This window comes from Phenylobacterium sp. (genome assembly GCF_036495085.1).
Lineage (GTDB): Bacteria > Pseudomonadota > Alphaproteobacteria > Caulobacterales > Caulobacteraceae > Phenylobacterium.
Genome location: NZ_DASXNL010000169.1, coordinates 28,153 through 52,087, shown reverse-complemented (window position 1 = coordinate 52,087; position 23,935 = coordinate 28,153). Strand labels below are relative to the sequence as shown.

Here is a 23,935-nt window from a genome sequence, read left to right as displayed (position 1 = left end):
GGCCCCGAAGGTGGCGTCGGCGTTCTGCCAAGAGAGCAGGCCGCTGACCTGCGGCTTCGTCGACTTGGTGAGCGAATTGTAGACGCCCTGGAGCGACCCCTGGGCGGTGAGCGGCTGGTGCAGGTCGAGAGGCCTGCGGGTCAGGATATCGACGGTGCCGGCGACGCCGCCTTCCAGCAGGGACGCGTCCTGGGTCTTGTAGACCTTGGTCGTGTCGACGATCTCGGCGGGCAACAGGGTGAAGCTCACGCTGCGGCCGACGGTCGAGAACTGATCAAGGATGAACCAGTCGCCGGTCGAGACGGGGTGTCCGTCGACCGTCACCTGGGTGAGGCTGGGCGAGGTGCCGCGGATGGAGACGCGGTCGTTCTCGTCGAAGCCGCCTTCGCCGCTGGCCGCCGAGGTGGTGTTCACGCCGGGCAGGCGTTGCAGGGCGTCGGCGACGTTCTTGTCCGGCAACTTGCCGATATCGGAGGAGGAGATCACCTCCACGTTGTTGTCGCTTGCACGCTTGAGCTCGATGGCCCTTTGCAAGGACTCGCGGATGCCGGTTACGACAACCTCGCTCACGGCCGGCGGCGCGTCGGCGGCGAGCGCCGGGGTTGCGGCCGCGCAGACCAGAGCGAGCGCGCTGGCCGAACCGACTAGAATACGCCTACGAACATCCATGGTGCTTTCCCCCATATCGGTTGCCCCGAAATCTCAGCCGTATAAGCCCATTATAAGACCAATAGCGGGCCGCGGCCCCGGACTCATAGACCACAACCGCTCCAGTCACGAAGCTGTCACCAATTCACGCCGCAATGCAAGTCCAAATGCGACCCTTTTGCAGACCAATCAATAATTGATATGCAAGTGGTATTACCCTGTGGCACAAAGATCAGCGACGCCGCCGCCAGTGGGCGCCGCGTCCAACGAGAGGAAGGGTTTTGACGTCGTTTTCCCAACTCGTCGGCGGCCTTAGCGAACAGAACCGCGCGCCCCTGTACCAGCAGCTGCAGCGGGCCCTGCGCGACGCGATCGAAGACAACCGTCTCGCCGCAGACGAGGCGCTGCCGCCTGAACGCGAACTGGCCGAAGAGTTCGGAATCTCGAGGATCACGGTACGCAAGGCGCTCGACGCCTTGGTGGGGGAAGGCATGCTCACCCGCCGGCAAGGCGCCGGCACCTTCGTGGCCGCGCGCAGTGAGAGCCGTGTCGAAAAGAGCTTCTCGAAGCTTTCGTCGTTCTCGGAAGATATGATCTCGCGCGGACGTCGCCCCGAGAGTGTCTGGCTCAGCCGGTCGGCCGGCACGGTCACCCCGGAAGAGGCCCTGACGCTTGGCCTCAGTCCCGGAAGCCAGGTCTACCGTTTCAATCGGATCCGCTACGCCGACGGCGAGCCGATGGCCCTTGAGTATTCCACCGTGCCGGGCTTCTGCCTGGCGAGCGAGATGTCAGTCGGCGAGTCTCTCTATGAAGCCCTTGAACAACGCTCGGTGCGGCCGGTCCGGGCGTTGCAGCGGTTGCGCGCGATCCTGTTCACCGGTGAGCGCGCCAAGCTGATGGGAATTGAGGACGGCGCTCCGGGGTTGCTCATCGAACGCCGCAGCTTCCTCAAAGACGGCCGGCCGGTGGAAGTCACGAAGTCCTACTATCGCGGTGACGCCTACGACTTCGTGGCCGAGCTCAATACCTCGGCCTCGTGAATGGCAGCAGATGAGATAGCGTTGGGTACGAAGCCTCCTTCCAAGTCGACGGACAAGGCGGCCCTCGTGCCTGAGGCCACCATGATGTTCCGCGAGGCTGCGGAGGCCTGCGACGTCATCCGCACGCAACTGATCCGCAACGCCCCGATCGTGGCGGCCCTGGCCAAGCGGCTGCGCGCCGCCCCGCCGCGTGCGGTGGTGACCTTCGGGCGCGGCAGCTCCGACCACGCCGCGACCTTCGCCCGTTACCTGATCGAGACCCGGCTCGGCGTGGTCACGTCATCGGCGGCGCCGTCGGTCAGTTCGGTCTATGACGCCTCGCCCGGGATGGCCGGCATGCTCTGCCTGGCCATCTCGCAGTCCGGCCGAAGCCCCGATCTGCTTGCCGCCGCCCAGGCCGCGTCTTCGGCGGGCGCGCTCGTGGTGGCGCTCGTGAACGATGAAGCCTCGCCGCTGGCGGCGCAGGCGGACCTGACCATCCCGCTCGGAGCCGCCCCCGAGCGCAGCGTTGCGGCGACCAAGTCCTATATCGCCGCGCTCGCCGCAGCCACCCAGCTGACGGCCCACTGGATTGAGGACGGTGCTCTGCTGGAGGCGCTCGACGGCCTGCCCGACCTGCTTGCCGAGGCCTGGCGGCGGCCGTGGACGGCGGCTCCGGGGCGACTTGTCGATGCCCGCTCGCTCTACGTGCTCGGGCGCGGCATAGGCTTCGGCATCGCCCAGGAAGCCGCCCTGAAGTTCAAGGAAACCTGCGGCCTGCACGCCGAGGCGTTCAGCACCGCGGAGGTCCAGCACGGTCCCATGGCCCTGGTGGGCAAGGGCTTTCCCATACTCGCCTTCGCCCAGGACGATGAAACCCGCCCAGGCGTCGAAGCCGCTGTCGAGGCCTGCGTCAACCAGGGCGCCTCGGTGATGAAGGTGGGCGGCGCCGACCAGGCGGGCGTCATTCGGCTGCCCGCGCCCAACGCGCACCCGGTTCTCGAACCGATCGTCTTCGTGCAGGGCTTCTACCGCATGGTCTGCGAACTTGCGGTGGCGCGGGGTTTCGACCCGGATCGCCCGCCACACCTCTCCAAAGTGACCGAGACCACTTGATGGACAAGGCGCTCGTCAATGGTCGGGTGATGACCGATCGCGGGATCGAGGAGGGCTTGGCGGTGCGGCTGAGCCAGGGCCGGATCGCCGCCCTGGGCCCCGCCGCCGAAGTCGCCTCCGGCGCCGAGACGCGGGACCTTTATGGCGGCCTCCTGCTGCCGGGGTTCATCGACATTCAGGTGAACGGCGGCGGCGGCCACCTCTTCAACGACGCGCCGACCGCCCAGACCATCGCCGCCATCGGCCGGGCGCACCGCCAGTTCGGCACCACGGGCTTCCTGCCGACCCTGATCAGCGACGAGCTGTCCGCCGTTGAAGCCGCCATCGTCGGGGCGCGGGCCGCGATCATCGGCGGGGTGCCAGGCGTGCTCGGCGTCCATATCGAGGGGCCGTTCCTCAACCCGAAGCGCAAGGGCATTCACGAGCTCGGCAAGCTGCGCCGCATGGATGAGGCGGCGTTCGAACTGCTGACCTCGCTAAGCGTCGGCCGCACCCTGGTCACGCTCGCGCCCGAAACCACCAATCCGCAGATGATCGGCCGGCTCGTCGCCGCGGGCGTCGTGGTCTCGGCCGGCCATACCAACGCCAACTACGCAACCGTCCGCTCCGCCTTGGACAAGGGTCTCTCCGGCTTCACACATCTTTTCAACGCCATGGCGCCGCTCACCAGCCGCGAGCCGGGCGTGGTCGGGGCCGCCCTGGAAGATGCCGACAGCTGGTGCAGCATCATCGTCGACGGTCACCACGTCGATCCGGTGGTTTTGCGGGTCGCGTTGCGCTGCAAGTCGCACGATCGCTTCATCCTTATCACTGACGCGATGCCCTCGGTGGGCTCCGAGGCGACGTCCTTCGTCCTGCAGGGCAAGGCGATCGCTGTGAGGGACGGCGTTTGCGTCGACGAGCATGGGACGCTGGCCGGTTCCGATCTGGATATGGCCGGCGCCGTGGGCAATGCGGTCAGGCTGCTCGGCCTGGATCTGGCCGACGCCTCGCGGATGGCGAGCCGCAACCCGGCTGAATTCCTTGGGCTGGGTGACGTCATGGGCCGGATCGCCCCCGGTTATCGCGCCGACCTCGTGCTGCTGGACGATAGCCTCAAGGTCCTCGACACCTGGATCGGCGGGGCGGATTCTGAAACGGGCGGTCCTAAGGGCGGGCGGGATGCGGCGGTGCATGGCTAGGCCCGTCCGACGGACCCCTGCCGCCATTCTCGGGCTGCTGTTGGCCGGGCCAGGGCTCGCGCTCGCCCAGCCCGCGGGGCAGGCTGGGGGAGCGCGGATAAACGTCATTCCCGAGCCGCTTTCGGTCACCGAGCCGGCCGACCCGACCCCGGTCGCAATCGCTGACGCTGAGCCCATCGTCGCGCCCCGGGGCGACGCCGCCGCGCAGGCTACGGCGCGCTACCTCGCCGATCTCGCGTTGAAATCTCGCGGCCTGACACTCAAGCCGATGACGAGCGGGCGGACTCCGGCGACGGGTCCGGCGATCGTCATCGAAAGGCGCAGCGGGCTTGGCGCGGAGGCCTACCGACTCGACGTCGAAGGGAACCAGGCGCGGATTACGGCCACCGACGACGCAGGCCTCTTCTACGGCGCGGTCACCCTTTGGCAGTTGCTGACGGCAGACGGCCGGCGCGGGCCGGCGACGCTCACCCCCGCGCGGATCGAAGACAGCCCCCAATTCGCCTGGCGGGGCCTGATGATCGACTCGGCCCGGCATTTCCAGCGGCCCGCCGAGATCGAGCGGATGATCGACTGGATGGCGCTGCACAAGCTGAACGTCCTGCATTGGCATCTAACGGACGATCAGGGATGGCGCCTGGAGATCCGGAAATATCCAAAGCTCACCGAGGTAGGCGCCTGGCGTACGCCGGAGCCCGGCTCCCCTGACGCTGCCCCATCCGGAGCGCCCGGTCGCTACGGGGGCTTCTACACCCAGGGTCAGATCCGCGAGATCGTCGCCTACGCAGCGGCGCGCCACGTGGAGATCGTCCCGGAGATCGAGATGCCGGGGCACGCGGTGTCAGCTCTTCTCGCCTATCCGCAGTTCAGCGCCGGCGCGCCGCCGACGCCGAGCGAGCAGGTCCGGTGGGGCGGCTTTCCCAATATCTACAACGTCGACGAGGCGACCTTCGCCTTCCTTGAGGACGTGCTCACCGAGGTCATGGAACTGTTCCCCGGCCGCTATATCCACATCGGTGGCGACGAGGTGGGCAAGGAGAGGTGGAACACATCGCCCGCCGCTCAGGCGCGGCTCAAGACGCTCGGCAGATCGGATCCCGCCGCTCTACAGGCAGACTTTACCGCGCGGATCGCCGGATTCGTCGAGGGCCGCGGTCGTCGTTTGGTCGGGTGGGACGAGATCCTCCAGGGCGGAGACCTACCGGCCGACGCGGTGGTGATGTCCTGGCATGGGATCGACGGCGCGCTTGCCGCCGCCGCCAAAGGTCATGACGCGATCCTGGCCCCTGCGCCGGTGCTCTATTTCGACAATCAGCAGGCCAGTCGCGCCGGCGAGCCGCCCGGTCGCGGCCTGACCGTGAGCCTGCGCGACGTCTATGGCTTCAACCCTCTTCCAACGATCCTGACGCCGGAGGCGGCCCGCCATGTCCTGGGCCTGCAGGGCAATGTCTGGACCGAGCACGTCCGCACCGAGACGCAGCTCGAGGCGATGGCCTTCCCGCGGATCGCCGCGGTGGCGGAGGCTGCCTGGTCTGCGCCCGAGAGACGCGATTGGACCAGTTTCGCTCACCGCCTCCCGGCGCAGTTCAGCCGCTATGCAGCCCTCGGCGTCGGGGCAGATCCTGCCGCGGTTTCGGTGAGCATAGAGGCCTCCCCCGCCGAGGAAGGTGCGAGCGTCACCCTGACGAGCCAGCTCGGCGTGGGTGAGGTTCGCTACACGCTCGATGGATCCGCCCCGCAGTCAGCCTCGCCGCTTTACAGTCAACCCTTTTCGGTCAAGCTCCCTGCGAGGGTGCGCGCGCTCGTTCTGATGGATGGCGTCGCGGCCGGGCCGGTCGCCGACCAGGCGCTGGACGCCACGACGATCCGCCGGCGCGCGAGCCAGCAGCTGCGCCTCTGCAATCCGGCTCTGGCGCTGAACCTTGGAGGCGCCAGAAGCGGCAATGGGCCCGACCCGGCCTACCTCATCAATCCGCAGGACCGGTGCTGGATCTACTCGGGCGCAGAGCTTGCGGGCGTGGAGAAGGTCACCGTGGCGTTCGTCCGCCTGCCGTTCAACTTCGGCCTCGACGCCGGCCACAACACCACCGTCGTGCGACCGCCGAGGCTGGTCGGCGGCGAGTTGGAGGTACGTCAGGACAGCTGCCTCACCGACCCGCTCGCCGTGGCGCCCCTTCCGCCGGGCGGGGTCGGCGATCGTGCTAGCGTCACCGTGCCGCTGCCGCCGCGAAGCGGCCGTCACGATCTCTGCATCACCTATACCTCGGCAGGCTTCGACCCGATGCTGGCGATCGATTGGGTGCAACTCGCCCTGCCTTCGGGCGTGGCCGGCGGGAGGTCCTGAGGCGTGTCGACGCTCATACTCCTCGCACCAGTCGCCGGCTGGGCCGCGCCGCTCGAAGAGGTTCCCGACCCGGTGTTCGCAAAGGGGCTGATCGGGGAAGGGATCGCCATCGATCCGGTGGGCGAGACGATCCTCGCGCCTTGCGACGGCGAGATCGTCAAAGTCCACCACGCACGCCACGCGATGACCCTGCGCGCGCCGGGCGGCGCGGAGATCCTTATCCATGTGGGTGTCGACACCGTGGCCTTGGACGGTGAGGGATTTGAGGCCCATGTCGCAGACGGCCAGCGGGTGCGGGCCGGCGAGCGCCTGCTCAGTTTCGATCTGGATCGACTCGCCCGACGTGCGCCGAGCGTGATGACGCCGATCATCCTCACCAATCCGGAATCCTTCGCCGTCACATGGCGGCGGACCGGGTGCGAGGTCGCGGCGGGGGAGCCCATCCTTGAGCTTGCGCCACGTGGCGCGGCGCCTTCCCCGCTGGGCGAGCACGCTCTTCATTCGACAGCCTCGCAGCACGTGAGGATCACCCACGCGCACGGCCTGCATGCAAGGCCCGCGGCGCTCATCGCCGCGCAAGCCAAGCGCAGCGCCGCAGCGATCGAAGTCTTGTTCGGCGGACGCCAGGCAAACGCCAGGAGCCCTGTTGCGCTGATGAGCCTCGGCGTGCGCGGCGGCGACGAGATCGCATTGACAGCGCGCGGCGAGGGCGCCGAGGCCGCGCTCGCCGGCGTGGTCGAGTTGATCGAGCGTCAGATCAACGCCGCACCCGAACCCAAGGTCGCGCCGGCCGCCGCCGCACGGCCGGACCCAGTCGACGGCTCGGCCCTGGTCGGCGTCGCCGCCGCACCAGGGTTCGCCATGGGGGTCGCAGTACAATTCATCTCGGCGCCGGTCCATGTGAACGAGGCCGGCGCCGGCGTGGCGGAAGAGGCCGCCCGCCTGGACGCTGCCGTGGCCTCGGCGGCCGCGCGCCTCGCCGCCCGCGCCGTCGCGCTCGGCGGGGAGCGCGGCGCTGTGCTTCAGGCCCACCTCGCCATCCTCGAAGACGAAGACCTGGTCGCGGCTGCGGGCCGCGCGGTCTCCGCGGGCTCCAGCGCCGGCGTGGCCTGGCGCGACGCGATCGAGGGCCATGTCGAGGCGTTGCGGGCGGTGGGAGACGAGCGCCTTGCGGAGCGCGCGACGGACCTGCGCGACTTGCAACGCCAGGTGCTTCTGGAGCTCAGCGGCGAGAGCGGGGCGCAGATCGATTGGCCGGCGGGCGCCATCCTGTTGGCCGACGACCTGATGCCTTCGGACCTCGCCCACCTTGATGAGGGGCAGATCGCGGGCCTTTGCACAGCGCGTGGCGGACCGACATCCCACGTCGCGGTGATCGCAGCAGCGCTCGGAATTCCCGCGGTCGTCGCCGCCGGGCCTGGTGTGCTCGCCATCCCGGCGGGGCAGGCGGTGATCGTCGACGGCGACGCCGGCCTGCTGACCGCCGATCCCGGGTCGAGCCAGGTTGACGCCGCCAGGGCTCGCATCGCTGCGCGCCTTTCGCGCAAGGCGCTGGTGGCAGCGGCCGCCAAGGCGCCCTGCCGGACCGCAGACGGTGTCCGGATCGAGGTTCGCGGAAACGTCGGCTCGCCAAGTGAGGCGCGGCGCGCGGCGGAAAACGGCGCCGAGGGCTGCGGCCTCCTGCGCACCGAGTTCCTGTTCCTGGATCGCCAGACGCCGCCGGATGAAGCCGAGCAGGCGGCGCAATACCAAGCCGTCGCAGATGCGCTGCCGGACCTGCCGGTGGTCATCCGGACCCTTGATGTCGGGGGCGACAAACCCGCGCCCTACATCGACCTGCCCGGCGAAGAGAACCCGGCCCTGGGCCTGCGCGGCGTCCGCGTGGGGTTGAGCCATCCGGATCTGTTGAGAACGCAGCTTCGGGCGATCTTGCGCGTCCGGCCCGCAGGCCAGTGCCGCATCATGCTGCCGATGGTGGCGAGCCTTTCTGAACTCCTGGCGGTCCGCGCCCTGCTCGACGAAGTTCGAGGCGAGACCGGCCATGATGGCGGTGTGGCGCTGGGGGTCATGGTCGAGACGCCGGCTGCGGCGGTCACCGCCGATCTGATCGCCGCCTATGCCGACTTCCTGTCGATCGGCACCAATGACCTGGCGCAGTACGTGCTGGCGATGGATCGCGGCAATCCGGCGCTCGCGGGGCAGGTTGACGCTCTCCATCCCGCGGTGCTGCGTCTTATCGGTCTGGCGGCGGAGGGCGGGCGCAAGCACGCGCGGCCGGTGGCCGTCTGCGGCGCCCTGGCCTCGGACCTGGTCGCTGTGCCGATCCTCATTGGACTGGGTGTCACCGAGCTCTCCGCTGCGCCGGCCATGATCCCGGAGATCAAGGCTCTCGTCCGCACCCTGAACAGCGCCGACTGCCGCAAGCTTGCCGCCCGGGCCTGCGCCGAGGTTTCTGCTGCCGCGGTGCGCAGCCTGGCGGGCGGCCTTAAAGACGCGACGCCGCCCGCGACCGGAGCCCCCTCATGCCCAACCGCCTCCGCCTGAACCTCGGCGCCCTGCAGCCGCTTGGCCGCGCGCTGATGCTACCGATTGCGGTTTTGCCCGCCGCCAGCTTGATGCTGCGGCTGGGCCAGCCGGACCTGGCGTTCGTTCCGGGCCTGGCGATCGCCGGACCTCTCATGGCCGCGGCGGGCGATGCGATCTTTCACAACCTCGGCCTGCTTTTCGCCGTCGGCGTTGCGGTGGGCCTGGCGCGCGGAAACGACGGGGCGGCGGGCCTGGCGGGGGTCGTCTGCTTCCTTGTCGCAACCCATGGCGCGCAGGCCCTGCTCAAAGCGCCGCCCGACGCCATCGCCGGGTTGACCGGCAAACCCGCCGCCCTGGCGGCCGCGGCGTTCAAGGATGCGGCGATCTCCAAGCTCGGCGTGCCGATCGGCATTCTCTCGGGACTGATAGCCGGCGGGTTCTTCAACCGGTTCGGCTCGATACGACTGCCAGACTACCTGGCGTTCTTCGGCGGCCGCCGATTTGTGCCCATCGTCAGCGGTTTCGCGGGCCTGGGTCTGGCGCTGGCCGTAGGGCTGGGCTGGGCCGGCCTCAGCCATGGCATGGACAACCTGAGCCGGGCCGTCGTGGCTGCAGGGCCCGTCGGCCTCTTCGTCTACGGGGTGCTCAACCGCCTGCTGCTGGTCACTGGCATGCACCACATCCTCAACAATATCGCCTGGTTCATCCTGGGTGACTTCCACGGCGTGACGGGCGACCTGAACCGCTTCATGGCCGGAGACCCGACGGCCGGCGCCTTCATGGCCGGCTTCTTCCCGGTGATGATGTTCGGCCTGCCGGCCGCGTGCCTGGCTATGTACCACGCGGCCAAGCCCGAGCGGCGAAAGGCGGTTGGCGGCATGTTGCTGTCGCTGGCGCTGACGGCGCTGCTTACCGGCGTCACCGAGCCGATCGAGTTCAGCTTCATGTTCCTGGCGCCGGCTCTCTACCTCCTGCACGCCCTGCTGACCGGGATATCCATGGCGCTGATGGACGGGCTGCACGTGAGAATGGGCTTCGGCTTCTCCGCGGGCTTGTTCGACTACGTCCTGAACTTCAACAAGGCCACCCGGCCGTGGCTGCTGGCGCCGGTGGGGGCGGCCTACTTCGCCCTCTATTACGGGGTCTTCCGCTGGGTGATCACCCGTTTCGACCTAAAGACCCCTGGGCGCGAGGACGAGGCGGCGCCTCAAGCCTCACGAGTCGCGGCGGCGGGCAGTCGCGCCGGCGCGTTCGTCGCTGCGCTCGGCGGGCCCGCGAACCTGCGCTCGGTGGACGCCTGCACGACGCGCCTTCGGCTGTCGGTCGAGGAACAGGGCGCGGTCGACGAGGCGGCGCTTAAGGCGCTGGGGGCCCGCGGTTTTGTGCGCCCCACGCCGCACGACCTGCAAGTGGTGCTGGGACCCCAGGCTGACGATGTCGCTCGGGAGATCCGTGCCGAGCTGGGCGCCCAGCCTGACGCCCGATCGGCGCAGGCCCCGGTGGCGGGGTCCGCGGCCCTGACGTCGGCGGACCTTCCCGCTGTGCTGGCCGCCGTCGGCGGTCCGGACAACGTCCTATCCCTGGAGACGACGTCGAGCCGTCTGCTGTTGAATCTCAAGTCTCCCGGCGACGTTGACGAAACGGCGCTGCGAGGTTTGGGGCTCCGGGCGCTGGCCCGCCCGGCCTCAGGCGGCCTGCACCTGATATTCGGGCCCACGCTCGCCGGCGCGACGCCGACGAGCGCGAGTTAGAACTATAGGCGTTGTGCAGCCTGCTCGGCGCAAGGCGCCCGTGGATGGTCAATGGGCGACGGCCGATTGCCTTGTCGCGATCCTGACGCGCGGCCCAGCCTCCCACGCTCGTATCGGCCTGCGTCATCGGAATGGCACGACGAGCGCTGTTCGGAAGAACCAGCCGTCGGGGCCTTGGTCGCTCCGCGCAACGACCTGCTCGTAGGTCAGGATTACGCTCGCGTTCGGCGCAAGCTTGAGGGCGCCGGACAGTCCGGCGGACAAGCCGCGGATCGGGTTGTGGTCCGCCTGGCCATCCGTCGTGGTCTCACCGCCCTGCCGATAAAGGATATCGCCGGAAACCCACGCCGATGGACCGAAATTTCGGGTGAGGTGGGATTCCAGAGCGAACTGCGGCGCCTTGGTCACCCGGCCGGCGCCAAAGGGCCTGGTGTTGGCGTCGTAGAAGGTGACGGTCGGCAGGAGCTCGAGCGTGGTCAATGCCGGATCGAGATAGGACTGGCCGAAGATCAGGCCGATGGGCAGCCCGAGCTGGAATGAGTAGCGGTTTGACCCGAGGTTGACCGGTTGGTCGGCGCTGTAGGCCCCCGTAGGGAAGAAGACACGGGCCAACAGTCCAGTGCTGATCAGGGGCCTGAATTCCGCGAAGGCGGCGGGCGCCAAGGCCGGCGCGCCGAAAAGGCCCAGCACGCCGCCGATCTGTGCGTCTCCGAAGCCAGAGCTTTCGCTAACCACGTCTCCCTCCGGGCTATGCACCGTCGAGCGCACGTGACCGACGGGAAGGATGATGAACGGGTTGAGTTGCTCGCCGCCGAGGCTGAAGGTCTGGGCGTAGCGCACCACCACAATGTCGGTGTCGATCTTCGAGCCTACGATGACGTCGCCGCTTTCGGGCGTCTCGTTGCTACGCTTGGCGACGGCGAATCCAGTGAGGTTTTTCGCGCCGAGCGGCGCAAGCTGATAGACCTTGGGGCCGTCGTCCTGGGCCCGGGCGTGCATCGGCGCTGCGAGCAGTGCGGCAAAGACTACGGCGGCGATAATTCGCCACCACGCCCCCTCGCCTCGGGCTCCAGTCACCGCGCTGTCCGCTCGCGCATCGGCGGGCCCCGGCATCGCTCACAGGATTTCTGCAGGCTGCAGCGAGGAGCCCTCTGCGCCTCGGTTCAATCGGCGCGCGGCCGTCACCACCGCGCGGCCCAGGATGCCGGCGTAGGTGGGGAAGGAAAGCGGCACGCGGGCGAACTCGTCCACCCGCAGTCCGGCGGCGATTGCGATGGCGGCGATCTGGACGATGTCGACAGCGCGCTCGCCCACCAGGTGACAGCCCAGGATCCGGTGGCTGGAGCGGTCCACGATCAGCTTGCAGAAGCCGTACGTGCGCCCATCGATGATCGCCCGTGTCATGGCCGCGAAATCGACCTTCACCACCTCGATCTGATGGGTCTCGCGAGCTTGGGCCTCACCCAGCCCGACCTGGGCGTACTCCGGGTCGGTGAAGCTGCCGACCGGGTCGACCTGCTCAGGGGAGGAGAGGGACGCACCGCCGAGCGCGTTCGTCGCGGCCACGAAGCCGGCCTGCAGGGCCTGGCCGGCGAGCATCAGGCGGCCGGTGACATCGCCCGCCGCGAAGACACTCTGCGATGACGTTTGCTGGTGTTCGTCCACGGAGACAAACCCGCGCGGATCGGTCCGGACGCCCGCTCCGGCGAGATTGAGGGCTTCGGTGTCCGCCGACCAGCCGACCGCCGAGACGATGAGGGCGGCTTCGGCGCTGCGTCGCACGCCATCCTTTGCAAAGATCATGCGAATCCCGTCCGCAGTTCGCTCGAACGCCTCGATGTTCCCGAAGCCCTCATGCACCTCGATGCCTGAGGCGCGGAACGCCTCGGCCATCGCAGCCGAGACCTCTGGCTCCTCGGTCGCCAGAATCCGCTCGCCAGCCTGGTATAGCTGCACCCGGCTCCCAAAGGCGTTCAGTACCGAAGCGACCTGGGCGCCGGTTGCGCCGGCTCCCACGACGATCACTGATTCTGGGACGGCGGTGAGGGACCAGGCGTCGCTATGGGTCGCCGTGAGTTCGAACCCGGGGATCGGCAGCCGCCGACTTACCCCGCCGGTGCAGAGGATGAAGCGTTTGGCGCTGAACCTGCGTCCCGTCGCGGTGGTCAGGGTCTGCGGCCCGTCGAACCGCGCCGCTCCGGCGTGTTCGTAGATCTCGGCGCCGGCGGCCTCGATCTGAGGGCGCAGCGCCGAGGCGGCTCCCACTTCGGAGACCACCTCGCGCACGCGCTCGAGCAGGCGAGGGTAGTCGAGCACGGGCTCGCCCACGGACACCCCGTATCGGCCGAGTTGGCGCGCCTCGCGCAGCAAGCGCGCGGCGTGAGCCAAAGTCCGCACCGGCGCCGGTCCGTCGTTCGCCGCCATGCCGCCGAAGGCGTTGTCGGTCACGAGCGCGGTGCCGGCCCCACGGTCTGCCGCCGTAAGCGCCGCCATTGCGCCCGCCGGACCGGCGCCTACGACGACGACGTCATACTGTTGCGGATCAGAGCCGCTCATGTCGCCTCGCCGCCGAGATTGGACAGCCAGCGCAGTCCGCTCAGGCTTGGCATGAAGCCATATTCGCCGCCGCGCGTGACGACGAACCGCGCAAGCCCCTTAAGCCGTCGCGGGATTGGCTTGTTTGGAATGGAAAAGGAGCCGTCCCCAAGCGCAGCGCCTGCCACCGGGTCCCTTGCATCGCCGAGGCCCAGAAAGTCTCCCCCGTTGATCCACTCAGACTGAACGAACTCGAACTGCCGCTTCAGGTGCGCGCCCACGAAGGCGAACATCAGTCCGCGCTCGGCGCCGTCGTCCTCGGTCACGCCTTCCGGGAGCAAAGGCCCGTACGCCGTTCCGCGCCGGATCATGCGGTGAAGGCGCACTACGCCCGCGACGTCCGAATCCCTGGGATTGCAGCGGCGGACGTGGGAGCCCCGTGGGGTGCTGTAGCCGATGGAGTCGTCCTGCCGGTAGAGGAAGGCATTGTTGCGCGTGGAGTCGGCGCCAAGCTCCGGGTCGTCGTGCAGCGGACAGAGCGCCAGGGGTGCGCCGCTCCGCCAGCGGCCCATCATCTTCGCCGCCAGCAGCTCCTCGTCCTGGGTGTCCTTGGCATTGTTCCGCAAGTACCGGCGGAACTCGGCGACGCGCTGGTGAAGCTTGCGAAAGACGACGTAGGTCCCATTGCGTCCGAGCGCAGCCGGCTCCGGCGCCGGTGCGATCGCCCCGAGTTCGTCCTCGTAACCGAGCACCAGCTCTCCGGCTTTGAGCGGTTGCTCATAGGGGTTGTCGCCAGGAATGCCGCTACCTTCGACGGCCGGGTGGCTGATGCCGTCCCGGAAGCCGAAGGGCTCCTTTTCGTCAGGGGGAGCGCGGCAGTCCTGTCGCCAGATTGGGACCACGCCCGTCAAGTCGGCGAAGGCCTGCCGGCCGCGCGCGATCGCCGCCTCAAGCCGCGCCTCATCGGGGGCTACGCCGATCAACACAAGGTGGACCTGGGAGGTGCCGAACGGCTTTTCCCAGAACTCGGGCGCACTCTCGCCAAGGTCTCCGAGGGCCGTGGCGCGGGCGGTCATCCCTTGCTGGAACTCCCAGGCGAAGGAGGCGAGCGAGGCCTCCGGAACGCCCAGCGCCTTCAGTCCTTCATAGCTGAGAGCGACGCTGACGAAGGTGTCGCGATCGGTGGTCCCCGCGGCTGCGGCGGGCGTAACTATGTCCGTCAGCCTGCCGATCAGTTGGCGACCTTGCCGCGGATCATCGATGCGAAGCACGATGTAGGTGGCGGCATATGGCGAGGGGCGAGGGCGCAGTACGCCGCTCTGAATGTCTTCCAGTTCCAGGTGCATCTGCGAGGTTGCTGGCATGCGCCGGGCCTCACCGCGCCGTGGCCAGGTTCTTCCAGAAGCGTTCCAGGCTCTGGTCGCCCCCGAAGAGGGTGCTGAAGATTGTCGAGTCGGCCACCAGGATGTCGCCGGCCCGATCGCCGCGCGGAGGCGCCCAGACGAGGCTGTTGAACTCTCGCTCGCCGGCGTCGCTGAACGGGTGAGGCCTGGTAAGATCCAGGGGCTGTTTCGCGAGCACGAGGGCGGTCCCGTCCTCCCGCGTCACCGCGTAGTGCGGCAGGTGCATGTGGAAGTTGAAGCTCTCGACCCCTTCCAGCCAGCCCTTGCTGTCGAGGTCGCGCGCGATGGTCAGCGGCGCGATCTTGTTCGAACCGGGAAGCATGGCGGGTCTGAGGGCATGGCGGTTCTCTACGGGCACGCCCAACGCCTGCAGCAGTGTGCGGCCATAGAGGCCGAACCGCTGCTGGCGGGGCACCAGAGCGTCACCGTGGTGGGCATATTCGATGGCCCGCCGGTCGAGGTCATCTGCGGAGCCGACGTCATGGTGGGGTCCGACCAGCAGGCAAGTCCCCTCGCGTTTCAGGAACTCGCTCACCGCCTCGATTTCGGCGGCCGAGGGCTCCTGGCCGGTGACGCTGTGGTCGAGACTGAAGACCAGCAGGGTGTCCACGTCGTCGAGAACGCGCTCGTCGAGCGGCAGGCCGAAGCCCGCCTGATCAACCCTCTGGAAGACGGGCACTCGTTCGCCGCTCACCTCCTGGACAAGGGTCTGGAACGGGACCCAGGACCAGAAGAAGAGTTCGAGCGCGCCGGCGATGCCTTGCTGGAACTGCAGCGGGTCGGCGAAGCGGGGGACTTCGTAAGCCGGCCAGAGCACCCGGCGGACCTCGGTCAGCGTCGAAAAGCGATTATCCAACTCGGTGACGTTGCGGTTCGCCTCTCCGGGATAGCTCCAGGAGATATAGATGCTGAGCCGACGTCGTCCCTTGGCGTAGGGGCGCGGCGCGTGGGTCTGATTGTAGGTTCGGGCGGGTTCGCTCACGTCATTCTCCCGCAAGGCGCGGTTAAATCGAGGTTTGGTCGAGGCTCTCGCCGGCGGCGGCCTACTGCATCTGCTCGAGCATCTGGGAGAGAGCCTCCTTCACCGCGAGCGCCTTCTTGATCTCGTCGCTCGTCACGAAGGGGTACTCCCCGTACTCCACGAAGCTCGGGCACTGGTGCGCGCGGACGAACCTGATGAACGCCTCCGGGTTGGTCTTCCAGTCTTCGGGGAAGTCCTCGAGGTTCTCGAAGACGGTGTCGACGCCCGACCGCTTGAACAGGTCGATGGCGTCTTCAGTGTACTTGTCGAAGTCGGTGTCGAAGATGCCCTGGTACATGAAGCGCGTGTCGTCGTCGAAAAGCACCCAACGCAAATAGTGCAGCTTCAATGGCGCCAGCAGGTACGGTTCCTTTTCCAGGGCGCTCGCGAGCTTGGCGCCATAGCCGCGGATGGTCTCAGCGGTCCCGGGCTTCACCTTCGCGATCAGGGTAAACCCGTAGCAGGCCGGCGTCTTGGGCCAGATCGGGCCGTATTTCCCCATCTGCCACGAGGGATCATGCTTGGGGATAATGGCGGCTGCGGGTTTCATGCTGGGGGACCTCTCAGGAAGGCGGGTGGCGCGAACGCGAGGCCGCTATCGGGGGGCAAGGTCCGCCGCGCGCGCCGTCCGGGCCATCGGGTGAAACCCTTGTCGCCAAGCCTCGGCCGCTGTAGTCGTCAAAGGGGGTGGCTACGGAGGATGCGTGGCTCCAATATTTCTGTCCGTGCGCCCACCAGCCCTGACCGCGCCGGCCCGTTCAGGCCGGACGAGACTGCACGTGACCCGGTAAATGCTCGCGGTGATCACGTGCGCCGGTGCGAGCCGGCTCCGGCCCAAGGCCGTCCAGGCGCGGGGTTACCCTGCCCGCAAGATTGCGAACAGAACTGCCCCCAGGATCACGAGCGCCCCCGTGGCAAGGACCAGTCGGTCGGCGAACAAGCGGCGCATCGGTAAGCTCCCTAGACGAAACTATAGCGCTCGGAGTGGTACTTCATCAGGGGCACCCCCAGTTCGGCGAGCGCCGCTTCGATCGCGTCCATCATCACGCCCGGACCGCAGATGAAGTATTCGTGGCCGGCGTAGGGCTTCGGCAGGTGCCGCCTGAGCACGTCTGCGGACAGGAAACCCCGCTCCCCGGTCCAGTCGGCCGGCGGGTCTGCGAGCACATGGACGACCTTCAGGTCGAGCCGCGCCTTGAGCGCGTCCAGGTCCTCGCGAAAGGTGATGAGGTCCCACTGCTTGCTGCCGTAGAGCAAGACCACCGGGCGCTTATCGCCGGCATCGGCGAGCGTGCGGATCATGCTCATCATCGGCGTCACCCCGACGCCGCCGGCAATCAGGACATGCATGTCTGCGGGGTTGCCGATGCTGAAGGCGCCGTAGGGTCCGTCGATGTAGACCCGCCGGCCCACCGGGACATCGGGAATTCCGCTGGTGAAGTCGCCCAGCGACCGAATTGACATCTCGACCCGACCATCCGCCGCCGCGGCGCTGGAAGAGAATGAGAACGGGTGCCCGGTAATCTTGAAGGGACTGCCCCACACGGTCAGCCAGCCGAACTGGCCTGGCCTGAAGCGAAATCCCGGGTGACCCTCCGGGCGCATCACCAGCGTTGTGGTCTCTCCGCGCTCCTGGCGGACTTCCGTTACGCGGTAGGGCCGTCGGAGCATGAACAGTGGCTTGATGATCCGGACGTAGAACAGCAATCCGAGCCAGAAGACCGTCAGGCCCATCCACAGACGCCGCTTCCAGGGGTCCACCAGGTAGAATCCCCACCCGATCATATGCAGAAGCCCGCCTGTGACGGCGATGACCGCCAGCGCGATATGGCTGAGATGCCAGGTCTCGTAAGGGATCCTCAGCTTCGAGCGCCACAGCGCCATCACCACCAGCGCCACCACTGAAAAGACCGATACGAAGGCCGCTACGGCGCCCAACGGGATGTCGCGAAATTCGGGCGCGACGAGCAACTCCGGTTGGACCGCGAACATGATCAGCGGGTGCACGATCACCAGGCCGACCGCGAACAGCGAAATCCGCCGATGAAAATGATAGATTACGTCTTCGCCCCAGGGCTCGGTCACTTGGCGGAAACGCGCCGTAAGCCCGAACTGAAGCCCCATGATCGCCAGCCCTGAATAGCCAAGGGCAGCCGAAAACTCGGTCCAGAAATCGCGCGCGGGCGGCAACGAGCCCGCCAGCAACGCCAATAGCGGCGAGAGGACGAAGAGCAGATATACGGCGATCCAAACGGCACTTTTGACAACATAAGTCATCGCCAGGATCCCATGCGCGCGATCAGGTGCACGTCGTTAGAAAGAGCGCGGGTAGCAGAGTGAAGGCGGTCGTCACGAAAGCCGCAATGAGGGTCCAGACGACAACCCAGCGCAGGAACGAGCCGGTCTGGCCGAGCTCCGGGCCGGAACGAGCCCTCGCGTAGGCGCCCCATAGCCCCGCGAGCAAGGCAAGGTGGGCAAGGATCGCCAAGGTCAGGCTCAGGCGAAGCGCGCCGGTCGGCCAGGCAAAGGTGCAGCCGACGCTATGAAGGACGTAGGCGACGACAAGTGCGCTTGCCCAGATGCAGAAGCCCAGTCCGAGCAACCAAGGCGGATAGAAACGAACTCGACCGGCCCCCTCGGCGCCGCTCCTCGGAGATCTCGGCTGAGACGCTGCTCTCACGCGCGCATCCCCAAAATATCCACGAGCGCAGGCAAGGCGAGCACAAGGCCGATGGCCAGCGCGCCGGTGATCGTCGTGTAGTCGATCCAAAGCCGGCTCAGGCGAAAATCCACCCGGCGCAGCGCCGACACCAGGCCGGAGCGGCGACGCAGCAGATTGCTGAGCAGGAAAAGCAGACCGATCGCAGCATGAAGCGCGACGAAGGCAAGAACGGCCGCAGCCGTTGCGCCAAGCGCATGCACGTTCGGACGCGGAACCACATTCCCGATCAAGACGACGATCCCCGCAATCGCTGCGATCAGGCCGAGCGCCGCCAGCGCGATCCATCGCTCAGGCGGGCGGCCGGCGGCGACCGAGCGCAGCGCTCCGCGCGCGCCGATCGCGGCGACGACAAGCGCGGCCACGGACGTAAGTGCAGGCAGGAGGTGCGTCTCGGGCCTCCCCGCCGGCGGCCAGTTCGGCGCGGAAATCCACAGGTAGAGCAGCCCAAACACCAATGAGGTGAACAGCGTGCCGTCCGCGACCAGCGCGAAGATCAATGCCCACCAAGCCGGCGGATCGGCGGATTCGGTGTGGGGCGCCAGGCTCACGCCTCGGCCGACCGGCATAGGTCCATAGTCACGGGCGAGGCCTGCGCTCTGTCCGGCCAGGACGAACAGACCCGCCGTCACCAGCGCCATGGCAAGGGCGCCCAGATAGAAATGGAACAACATCGAAAGCACCGCGGCGCCTGTCGAAAGCGCTGTCCAGAGCGGCAGGTAGGTCTGCCGCGCCAGCACGATCAGTTGTTCCGGCGCCCCAGTCGTCATGTTGACGCCGAGGGTCTCCTGCCAGCCATTGCGCGCGAACCCAAGATACCCCTCGCCGCGGGCCAGCGAGGGGGCCAAAGCGCCGGCGGCGATCCGGTCCGCGCGAGCCTCGATGCTGGGAAGCGAGGCGAAGGCGTAAGCGGTCGGCGGGATCGGCATGGCCCATTCGAGCGTCGCGGCATCCCAGGGATCGCGCCTCACCCGGCGCCCGAAACGGAGCTGCGCGATGAGATCGATCACCACGAGGGCAAAGCCGATGGTCATGACGAAGCCGCCAACCGACGACAGGAGATTGAGCCAGGTCCAGTTCTCGATCGCCGAGTAGGTGTAGATGCGCCGCGGCATGCCGAGCAGCCCAACCAGGTGCATCAGGAAGAACGTCATATTGAAGCCGACAAAGATCAGCCAAAACGCAGGGATCGACAAACCGTGGACAGCTTTCCGCCCCGTCAGCAGCGGCAGCCAATAATAGAGGGCGGCCAGCATCGGGAACGCCAGAGCGCCGCCGACGACGTAGTGGAAATGGGCGACGACGAAATAGGTGTCGTGGGCCTGCCAGTCGAACGGCACCATCGCGAGCATCACGCCCGTCAGGCCTCCGATTACGAAGGTCGAGAAGAAGCCGAAGATGTAGAGCATCGGCACGTTCCAGCGCGGCCGCCCCTGAGCAAGGGTGGCGAGCCAGGCGAATAGCTGCACCGCAGTTGGCACAGCGACGATCGCCGATCCCGCCGAGAAGAAGGCCAGGGCGAGATGCGGGATGCCCACGGTGAACATGTGGTGCACCCAGATTCCGAAGCTGACGAAAGCCAGCCCGATGATCGCCACGACGACGGCGCGGTATCCGACCAGGGGGGTTCCGGCGAAGACCGGGATCATCGTGGACAGAAGCCCGGCCATCGGCAGGAAGATGATGTAGACGTCGGGGTGGCCGAAGAGCCAGAACAGGTGCTGCCAGAGCAGCGGATCGCCGCCCCGCGTCGGGTCGAAGAACGGCAGGCCGAAGGCCCGTTCCGTTTCCAGCAGGATCGAGCCGAGGATCAATGGTGGAAAGGCCACGACCATCATCAGGGCCGTCACCAGCATGTACCAGCCGAAGATCGGCATCCGGTCGAGCGACATGCCCGGCGCCCGCATCGTGAGGACCGAGACAATGATCTCAACGGCCAGCGTCAGCGCCGATATCTCGACGAAGGTCACCCCCAAGAGCCAGATGTCGGCGTTGATTCCGGGCGTGAAGACCTTTGAGCTTAGCGGCGTGTACATGAACCAGCCGCCGTCGGGAGCGACACCTGCGACCAAAGCCGCGGTGAGGATCGCGCCCCCGAACAGGTAGCACCAGTAGCCGTACGCCGTCAGACGCGGGAACGCGAAGTCCCGCGTGCCAAGCATCTTCGGCGTCAGATAGACCGCGATCCCCTCCAGCATGGGTATCGCGAACAGGAAGAGCATCATCGACCCGTGCATGGTGAAGACCTGGTTGTAGGTCTCCACATCCATGAACCGCGCCTGGGGCGTCGCCAGCTGCACGCGGGTCAGCATCCCGAGCACGCCGCCGATGGCGAAGAACGCGAAGGCCGTCACCATGAAGCGCAGGCCGATAACCGAATGGTTGACCGCCGCGAGGCGCTGCAGGCCAGGGCCCGTGCCCCAGATCTCCGCAAGCTGACGATGCAGCCTAAGGGCCGGGCTTGCGTGGGTGGAGCCTTCCATCGCGGGGCTCATTGCGGCGCCGCCGCGGCTTCGTCGGAGCCGGCGAGCGAGGCCGAGAATTCCGCGGCCGGATGGACGATGACATCGAAGTGCATCGCGCTGTGGCCCATGCCGCAGAATTGGTTGCATAGCCCCTGGTATCGGCCCGGCGCGGCGGCCTGGACCCGCAGGACGTTTGTGTGCCCGGGCACCGCGTCGATCTTGCCGGCCAATCTTGGGATCCAGAATGCGTGGATCACGTCACGGCTCGTGACGACGATATCGACCGGCACACCGGCCGGGAGATGCAGCACGCCGACCGTCTCGGCGCCTTCCAGCGCCGGGTAGCGGAACGTCCATTTCCACTGCTGAGCCTCCGCTTCGATCCGCATCGGATTGGCGGCGCGACCCGGCAAGAGCTCCTCGCCGGTCATGAGCGCATGGGCGACCAAGGGTGTCAGAATGATCCCCGGCAGGCACAGGCCGCCGAGCACGATCCAGCGCGCCGGCGAGACCATCCCTCCCCATCCGGGCCGCATCATCACCAGCGCGAAGAGGATCATGACGAGCGCATAGAGCGCGACGGCGCCGGCCAACATCACCCACCAGAGATGGGCGATCGACTTGGCCGCCGGCCCGGCCGGATCAAGCGTCGACAAAGGACCGGCGCATCCAGCCAGCGCGGTCGATACTGCAAGGATGACTGCCCGGCTTGGAACGATATGATCGGGCCGGCGAGCGGGCTTCGGACGCGGAGGGGTGACCTCATGGCGACAGGCAAGGACGATCCGTCCGCGACAAGTCAAAGCCCGGTTTTGCTCGAGCTGCTTCGCCTCGACACCGGCTCGGCGATGGCCCTGGTCGGCCACCCCATCCACGTGATGATGGTGCATTTCCCGATCGCCTTCGTGATCGCCACGCTTGGCGTCGACGTCTTCTACTGGTGGTCGGGGGATGTCTTTTGGGTCCGGGTGGGGCTTTGGGCGGCCGGCTTCACCTTCTGGACCGGCGTTGCAGCCAGCCTTGTCGGGACCGGGGAACTGCTCTTTGTCCGCGGCATCCGCATGCGTGAAGCGAGCTGGTCCCATGCGATCGCGGCGATGACGCTGGTCGCGACCAGCGGGGCGAACTGGGGCCTGCGGCTGAACTATCCGGAATCGATCCTGCCGCATGGTCTCGCGCTTTCCGCCCTGGCCGCGGCTCTGGCGGGGTTCGCGGGTTGGCACGGCGGCAAGCTGGTCTTCGATCATGGCATCGGAATTCTGGTTTCGCCCAGGAACTGACGCAGGCCCCCAGGCGCGAAGAGACCGACGGCGATCTGGTTGGAATCGATATGGGGCTTGGCGAGCACCACCCATATGATCGACGTGATCAGGATCACGTAGGACCCGGTGAGCGTTACCGAGGCGATGCGCCCGAAGCTCCTGCCGGGTTCGAACAGATGCGCGAGGACCAGGGCGGCGGCGACGTGCAGCATCACCAGGAGTCCCACGAGCACCATCTTCAGAGAGAACCACTCCAGGAACGTGGTCTGCAGGAAGATGAGCGCAGTTCCGCTGCCGATGGCGATGAAGGCGGCCGGGGAGCACATCTCCACAAAGACGAAACGGGTCAGCCGGTGCAGCCGATCAAGTTCCGGCCCTGACGACAAGGCGCGGCGCTGCCAGAATAGGAACGGCAGAACGACCAGTCCGCCTGACCAGATGGCGATGGTGGCGAGGTGGATGAATTTGAGGAGGGTCGTCACGCGACCGACCCGGCCGGCCGCAAGCTCGACCAGGCCAGCCACAGCCCTGCGCCGAGATAGGGCAGGGACGCTGGGGCCCACATCAGGAGCCCAGCCAGCTGCTGGTCGGCGAGCGGGCTCATTCCCCAAGCTTGGGTGCTGGCGAAATGGACCGCGTAGAGCGCGCGCGGTGCGAAGACGATCAGCGCAGCCAGCAGACCCATTTGTGCGATCGTCGCCACGAGCGCGACGAGAGCCGAACCGGCTTGCGTTTTCGACGACAAGACCGCTCGCCACAGGAGCCATGCGCTGCCAAGCAGCGAGGCCTGCATCAGCCAATACGTCGGCACGCTGGCAAGTCCCCACTGGTATGGCGCCGGCATGTGCCAGACCCACAGCACGATGGCGTGGAGGCCGACGAGCAGGGCGATCGGCGGGAATGGAAGCTTCGACATCGGGAAGGAAAGCGCGAGCAACGGCGCAACCGCAGCAATCAACAGCACATGGTGCAGCACGCGCGCCGAGAAGAGCGCCGAGGAGAGTGCGCAGAGCGGTGAGACGAAGATCGCGGTGATCAGGATTGCGGCTGCCCAGCCCGTGCGGGCGTTGGCGCTGCGACCGCTCGCAATCACGATCGCCAACCCCGCGATCGCCGCCAGCACCAAGGGATCAATGTTCCAGCGCGTCAGGAGATCGCCTGGCAGAGCGGCGGGGCCACAGTAAGCGATCGTAATCGGGTCGCGCATTCTTGGTCCTCCGGTGTCAGTTATCGTCTGTCGTTTGCCCTCGGCTGAATGATCGGGTCCTTATACTGTTCGAAGAACCAGATTAGAAGGACGGAGCGATAGTAAACAAGCGCCACAATAAGATGGCGCGCGCATTGACGCGAGGCGGTCCGTTTGTGCGCCTACGCCAATTCTTCGAAAAGCCCGGATCGGCCCGCCATCATCGGTCCGCCTCACGCCTGTCGAATTGAGAGGCCGAATGGCAGGGCGATCGACAAGCAACGTCGGACGCAGGGCGCCCGCACCCGAGGCGGCGCGAGGCGGCGAGCTACGACCTGCGGCGCCGATCGACCCGGCCCTGCAAGGGGGCGGATCGGATTGCGCCTCCACCTGGGGCGTTCTCGAGCGCCTGCAGGAAAGGAACCCTTAGATTACGATCGCGACGACTGGCGCGTCGGCAGCGGCCAAGCATGGCCGCCGTCTCGCCGACGGTTGGACGCAAGGCGGCGCCGAGGCTGCCGCGAGGGCTCTCGACGCCCGCTGGCGGCGCGTATCGCAAGCCGCCGCGGTTAGCCCGCTGAAACGTTCGCCTTAGGACCGGCTGACGGGTCGATGGACGTTGGACACGTCCGCGGCCTTCCCAGGTCATCCTCGGGTCGTTCAAAGTCTCAGAGGAATTGGCAGGAACCGGCCAAGTCCATGCGGGCGACGCCCCCCGGTCGCCGCTGCCGCTGAACTTGGCCGGCGGGCCGGCGACCC

Annotated in this window: 19 protein-coding genes; 7 read left to right on the top strand and 12 right to left on the bottom strand. The window is 67.4% G+C overall.

Annotation, left to right across the window (positions count from 1 at the left end; genetic code table 11):
- Nucleotides 1-669 (bottom strand): TonB-dependent receptor plug domain-containing protein (locus VGI62_RS18515; protein ID WP_331506026.1); only part of this gene is annotated, 669 nt, incomplete at its 3' end.
- Nucleotides 670-929: 260 nt separating this feature from the next.
- Between VGI62_RS18515 and VGI62_RS18510 the strand changes: the two genes are divergently transcribed.
- The 6 genes from VGI62_RS18510 to nagE are packed head-to-tail and all read left to right on the top strand — an operon-like array spanning nucleotide 930 to nucleotide 10,585.
- A complete protein-coding gene (locus VGI62_RS18510) occupies nucleotides 930-1,688 on the top strand; it encodes a GntR family transcriptional regulator (RefSeq protein ID WP_331506025.1) in 759 nt (252 codons plus the stop codon).
- A complete protein-coding gene (locus VGI62_RS18505; protein WP_414695707.1) occupies nucleotides 1,689-2,783 on the top strand; it encodes an SIS domain-containing protein in 1,095 nt (364 codons plus the stop codon).
- Nucleotides 2,783-3,964, top strand: coding sequence for an N-acetylglucosamine-6-phosphate deacetylase (nagA, locus tag VGI62_RS18500; RefSeq protein ID WP_331506024.1), 1,182 nt, complete (start codon nucleotides 2,783-2,785; stop codon nucleotides 3,962-3,964). Before VGI62_RS18505 ends, nagA begins: the two co-directional genes overlap by 1 nt.
- Nucleotides 3,957-6,308 (top strand): family 20 glycosylhydrolase, encoded by a 2,352-nt coding sequence (locus VGI62_RS18495; protein ID WP_331506022.1) that lies wholly within the window; start codon nucleotides 3,957-3,959, stop codon nucleotides 6,306-6,308. Before nagA ends, VGI62_RS18495 begins: the two co-directional genes overlap by 8 nt.
- 3 nt (nucleotides 6,309-6,311) lie before the next feature.
- Nucleotides 6,312-8,852 (top strand): phosphoenolpyruvate--protein phosphotransferase, encoded by a 2,541-nt coding sequence (gene ptsP, locus VGI62_RS18490; protein WP_331506021.1) that lies wholly within the window; start codon nucleotides 6,312-6,314, stop codon nucleotides 8,850-8,852.
- Complete coding sequence (gene nagE, locus VGI62_RS18485) at nucleotides 8,831-10,585, top strand: N-acetylglucosamine-specific PTS transporter subunit IIBC (RefSeq protein WP_331506020.1); 1,755 nt, start codon at nucleotides 8,831-8,833, stop codon at nucleotides 10,583-10,585. The genes ptsP and nagE overlap by 22 nt, the downstream gene beginning before the upstream one ends.
- A gap of 123 nt (nucleotides 10,586-10,708) precedes the next feature.
- Here the strand turns inward: nagE and VGI62_RS18480 are convergent, their stop codons facing one another.
- From VGI62_RS18480 to coxB, 9 genes are all read right to left on the bottom strand, one after another.
- Entirely contained in the window at nucleotides 10,709-11,662 is a 954-nt protein-coding gene (locus tag VGI62_RS18480; RefSeq protein WP_331506019.1) for a transporter, read from the bottom strand.
- Nucleotides 11,663-11,701: 39 nt separating this feature from the next.
- Nucleotides 11,702-13,141 carry an NAD(P)/FAD-dependent oxidoreductase gene (locus VGI62_RS18475; RefSeq protein WP_331506018.1) on the bottom strand — a complete coding sequence of 480 codons (1,440 nt, stop codon included), beginning with the start codon at nucleotides 13,139-13,141 and terminating at the stop codon, nucleotides 11,702-11,704.
- Nucleotides 13,138-14,484, bottom strand: a complete 1,347-nt coding sequence (locus VGI62_RS18470) for a Dyp-type peroxidase (RefSeq protein WP_331506017.1) — start codon at nucleotides 14,482-14,484, stop codon at nucleotides 13,138-13,140. The genes VGI62_RS18475 and VGI62_RS18470 overlap by 4 nt, the downstream gene beginning before the upstream one ends.
- Nucleotides 14,485-14,494: 10 nt before the next feature.
- The gene (locus tag VGI62_RS18465; protein WP_331506016.1) at nucleotides 14,495-15,505 is read right to left on the bottom strand and encodes a hypothetical protein; all 1,011 of its coding nucleotides are present in this window, start codon (nucleotides 15,503-15,505) and stop codon (nucleotides 14,495-14,497) included.
- A 61-nt stretch (nucleotides 15,506-15,566) separates the two neighbouring features.
- Complete coding sequence (locus tag VGI62_RS18460; protein WP_331506015.1) at nucleotides 15,567-16,094, bottom strand: hypothetical protein; 528 nt, start codon at nucleotides 16,092-16,094, stop codon at nucleotides 15,567-15,569.
- 410 nt (nucleotides 16,095-16,504) lie between these two features.
- The gene (locus VGI62_RS18455; protein WP_331506014.1) at nucleotides 16,505-17,821 is read right to left on the bottom strand and encodes a ferredoxin reductase family protein; all 1,317 of its coding nucleotides are present in this window, start codon (nucleotides 17,819-17,821) and stop codon (nucleotides 16,505-16,507) included.
- Between the two features lie 22 nt (nucleotides 17,822-17,843).
- Nucleotides 17,844-18,224, bottom strand: a complete 381-nt coding sequence (locus VGI62_RS18450) for a hypothetical protein (RefSeq protein WP_331506013.1) — start codon at nucleotides 18,222-18,224, stop codon at nucleotides 17,844-17,846.
- Nucleotides 18,221-20,758 (bottom strand): cytochrome c oxidase subunit I, encoded by a 2,538-nt coding sequence (gene ctaD / locus VGI62_RS18445; protein WP_331506012.1) that lies wholly within the window; start codon nucleotides 20,756-20,758, stop codon nucleotides 18,221-18,223. Before ctaD ends, VGI62_RS18450 begins: the two co-directional genes overlap by 4 nt.
- The gene (gene coxB, locus VGI62_RS18440) at nucleotides 20,755-21,384 is read right to left on the bottom strand and encodes a cytochrome c oxidase subunit II (RefSeq protein ID WP_331506011.1); all 630 of its coding nucleotides are present in this window, start codon (nucleotides 21,382-21,384) and stop codon (nucleotides 20,755-20,757) included. The genes ctaD and coxB overlap by 4 nt, the downstream gene beginning before the upstream one ends.
- 108 nt (nucleotides 21,385-21,492) lie before the next feature.
- On the opposite strand from coxB, the gene VGI62_RS18435 reads away from it, so the two are divergent.
- Complete coding sequence (locus VGI62_RS18435) at nucleotides 21,493-22,008, top strand: DUF2231 domain-containing protein (RefSeq protein ID WP_331506010.1); 516 nt, start codon at nucleotides 21,493-21,495, stop codon at nucleotides 22,006-22,008.
- Here VGI62_RS18435 and VGI62_RS18430 read toward each other — a convergent pair.
- Both VGI62_RS18430 and VGI62_RS18425 read right to left on the bottom strand, forming a co-directional pair.
- Complete coding sequence (locus VGI62_RS18430) at nucleotides 21,972-22,472, bottom strand: hypothetical protein (protein WP_331506009.1); 501 nt, start codon at nucleotides 22,470-22,472, stop codon at nucleotides 21,972-21,974. The genes VGI62_RS18435 and VGI62_RS18430 overlap by 37 nt on opposite strands.
- Entirely contained in the window at nucleotides 22,469-23,197 is a 729-nt protein-coding gene (locus VGI62_RS18425; RefSeq protein WP_331506008.1) for a cytochrome c oxidase assembly protein, read from the bottom strand. The genes VGI62_RS18430 and VGI62_RS18425 overlap by 4 nt, the downstream gene beginning before the upstream one ends.
- Between the last annotated feature and the right edge of the window lie 738 nt (nucleotides 23,198-23,935).

What these genes read in the sequence shown, in the direction of transcription:
- VGI62_RS18505 (WP_414695707.1), top strand. Translation starts at nt 1,689, where the DNA reads ATGGCAGCAGATGAGATAGCGTTGGGTACGAAGCCTCCTTCCAAGTCG.
- nagA (WP_331506024.1), top strand. Translation starts at nt 2,783, where the DNA reads ATGGACAAGGCGCTCGTCAATGGTCGGGTGATGACCGATCGCGGGATC.
- VGI62_RS18495 (WP_331506022.1), top strand. Translation starts at nt 3,957, where the DNA reads ATGGCTAGGCCCGTCCGACGGACCCCTGCCGCCATTCTCGGGCTGCTG.
- nagE (WP_331506020.1), top strand. Translation starts at nt 8,831, where the DNA reads ATGCCCAACCGCCTCCGCCTGAACCTCGGCGCCCTGCAGCCGCTTGGC.
- VGI62_RS18475 (WP_331506018.1), bottom strand. Translation starts at nt 13,141, where the DNA reads ATGAGCGGCTCTGATCCGCAACAGTATGACGTCGTCGTCGTAGGCGCC.
- VGI62_RS18470 (WP_331506017.1), bottom strand. Translation starts at nt 14,484, where the DNA reads ATGCCAGCAACCTCGCAGATGCACCTGGAACTGGAAGACATTCAGAGC.
- VGI62_RS18460 (WP_331506015.1), bottom strand. Translation starts at nt 16,094, where the DNA reads ATGAAACCCGCAGCCGCCATTATCCCCAAGCATGATCCCTCGTGGCAG.
- VGI62_RS18455 (WP_331506014.1), bottom strand. Translation starts at nt 17,821, where the DNA reads ATGACTTATGTTGTCAAAAGTGCCGTTTGGATCGCCGTATATCTGCTC.
- ctaD (WP_331506012.1), bottom strand. Translation starts at nt 20,758, where the DNA reads ATGAGCCCCGCGATGGAAGGCTCCACCCACGCAAGCCCGGCCCTTAGG.
- VGI62_RS18435 (WP_331506010.1), top strand. Translation starts at nt 21,493, where the DNA reads ATGGCGACAGGCAAGGACGATCCGTCCGCGACAAGTCAAAGCCCGGTT.
- VGI62_RS18425 (WP_331506008.1), bottom strand. Translation starts at nt 23,197, where the DNA reads ATGCGCGACCCGATTACGATCGCTTACTGTGGCCCCGCCGCTCTGCCA.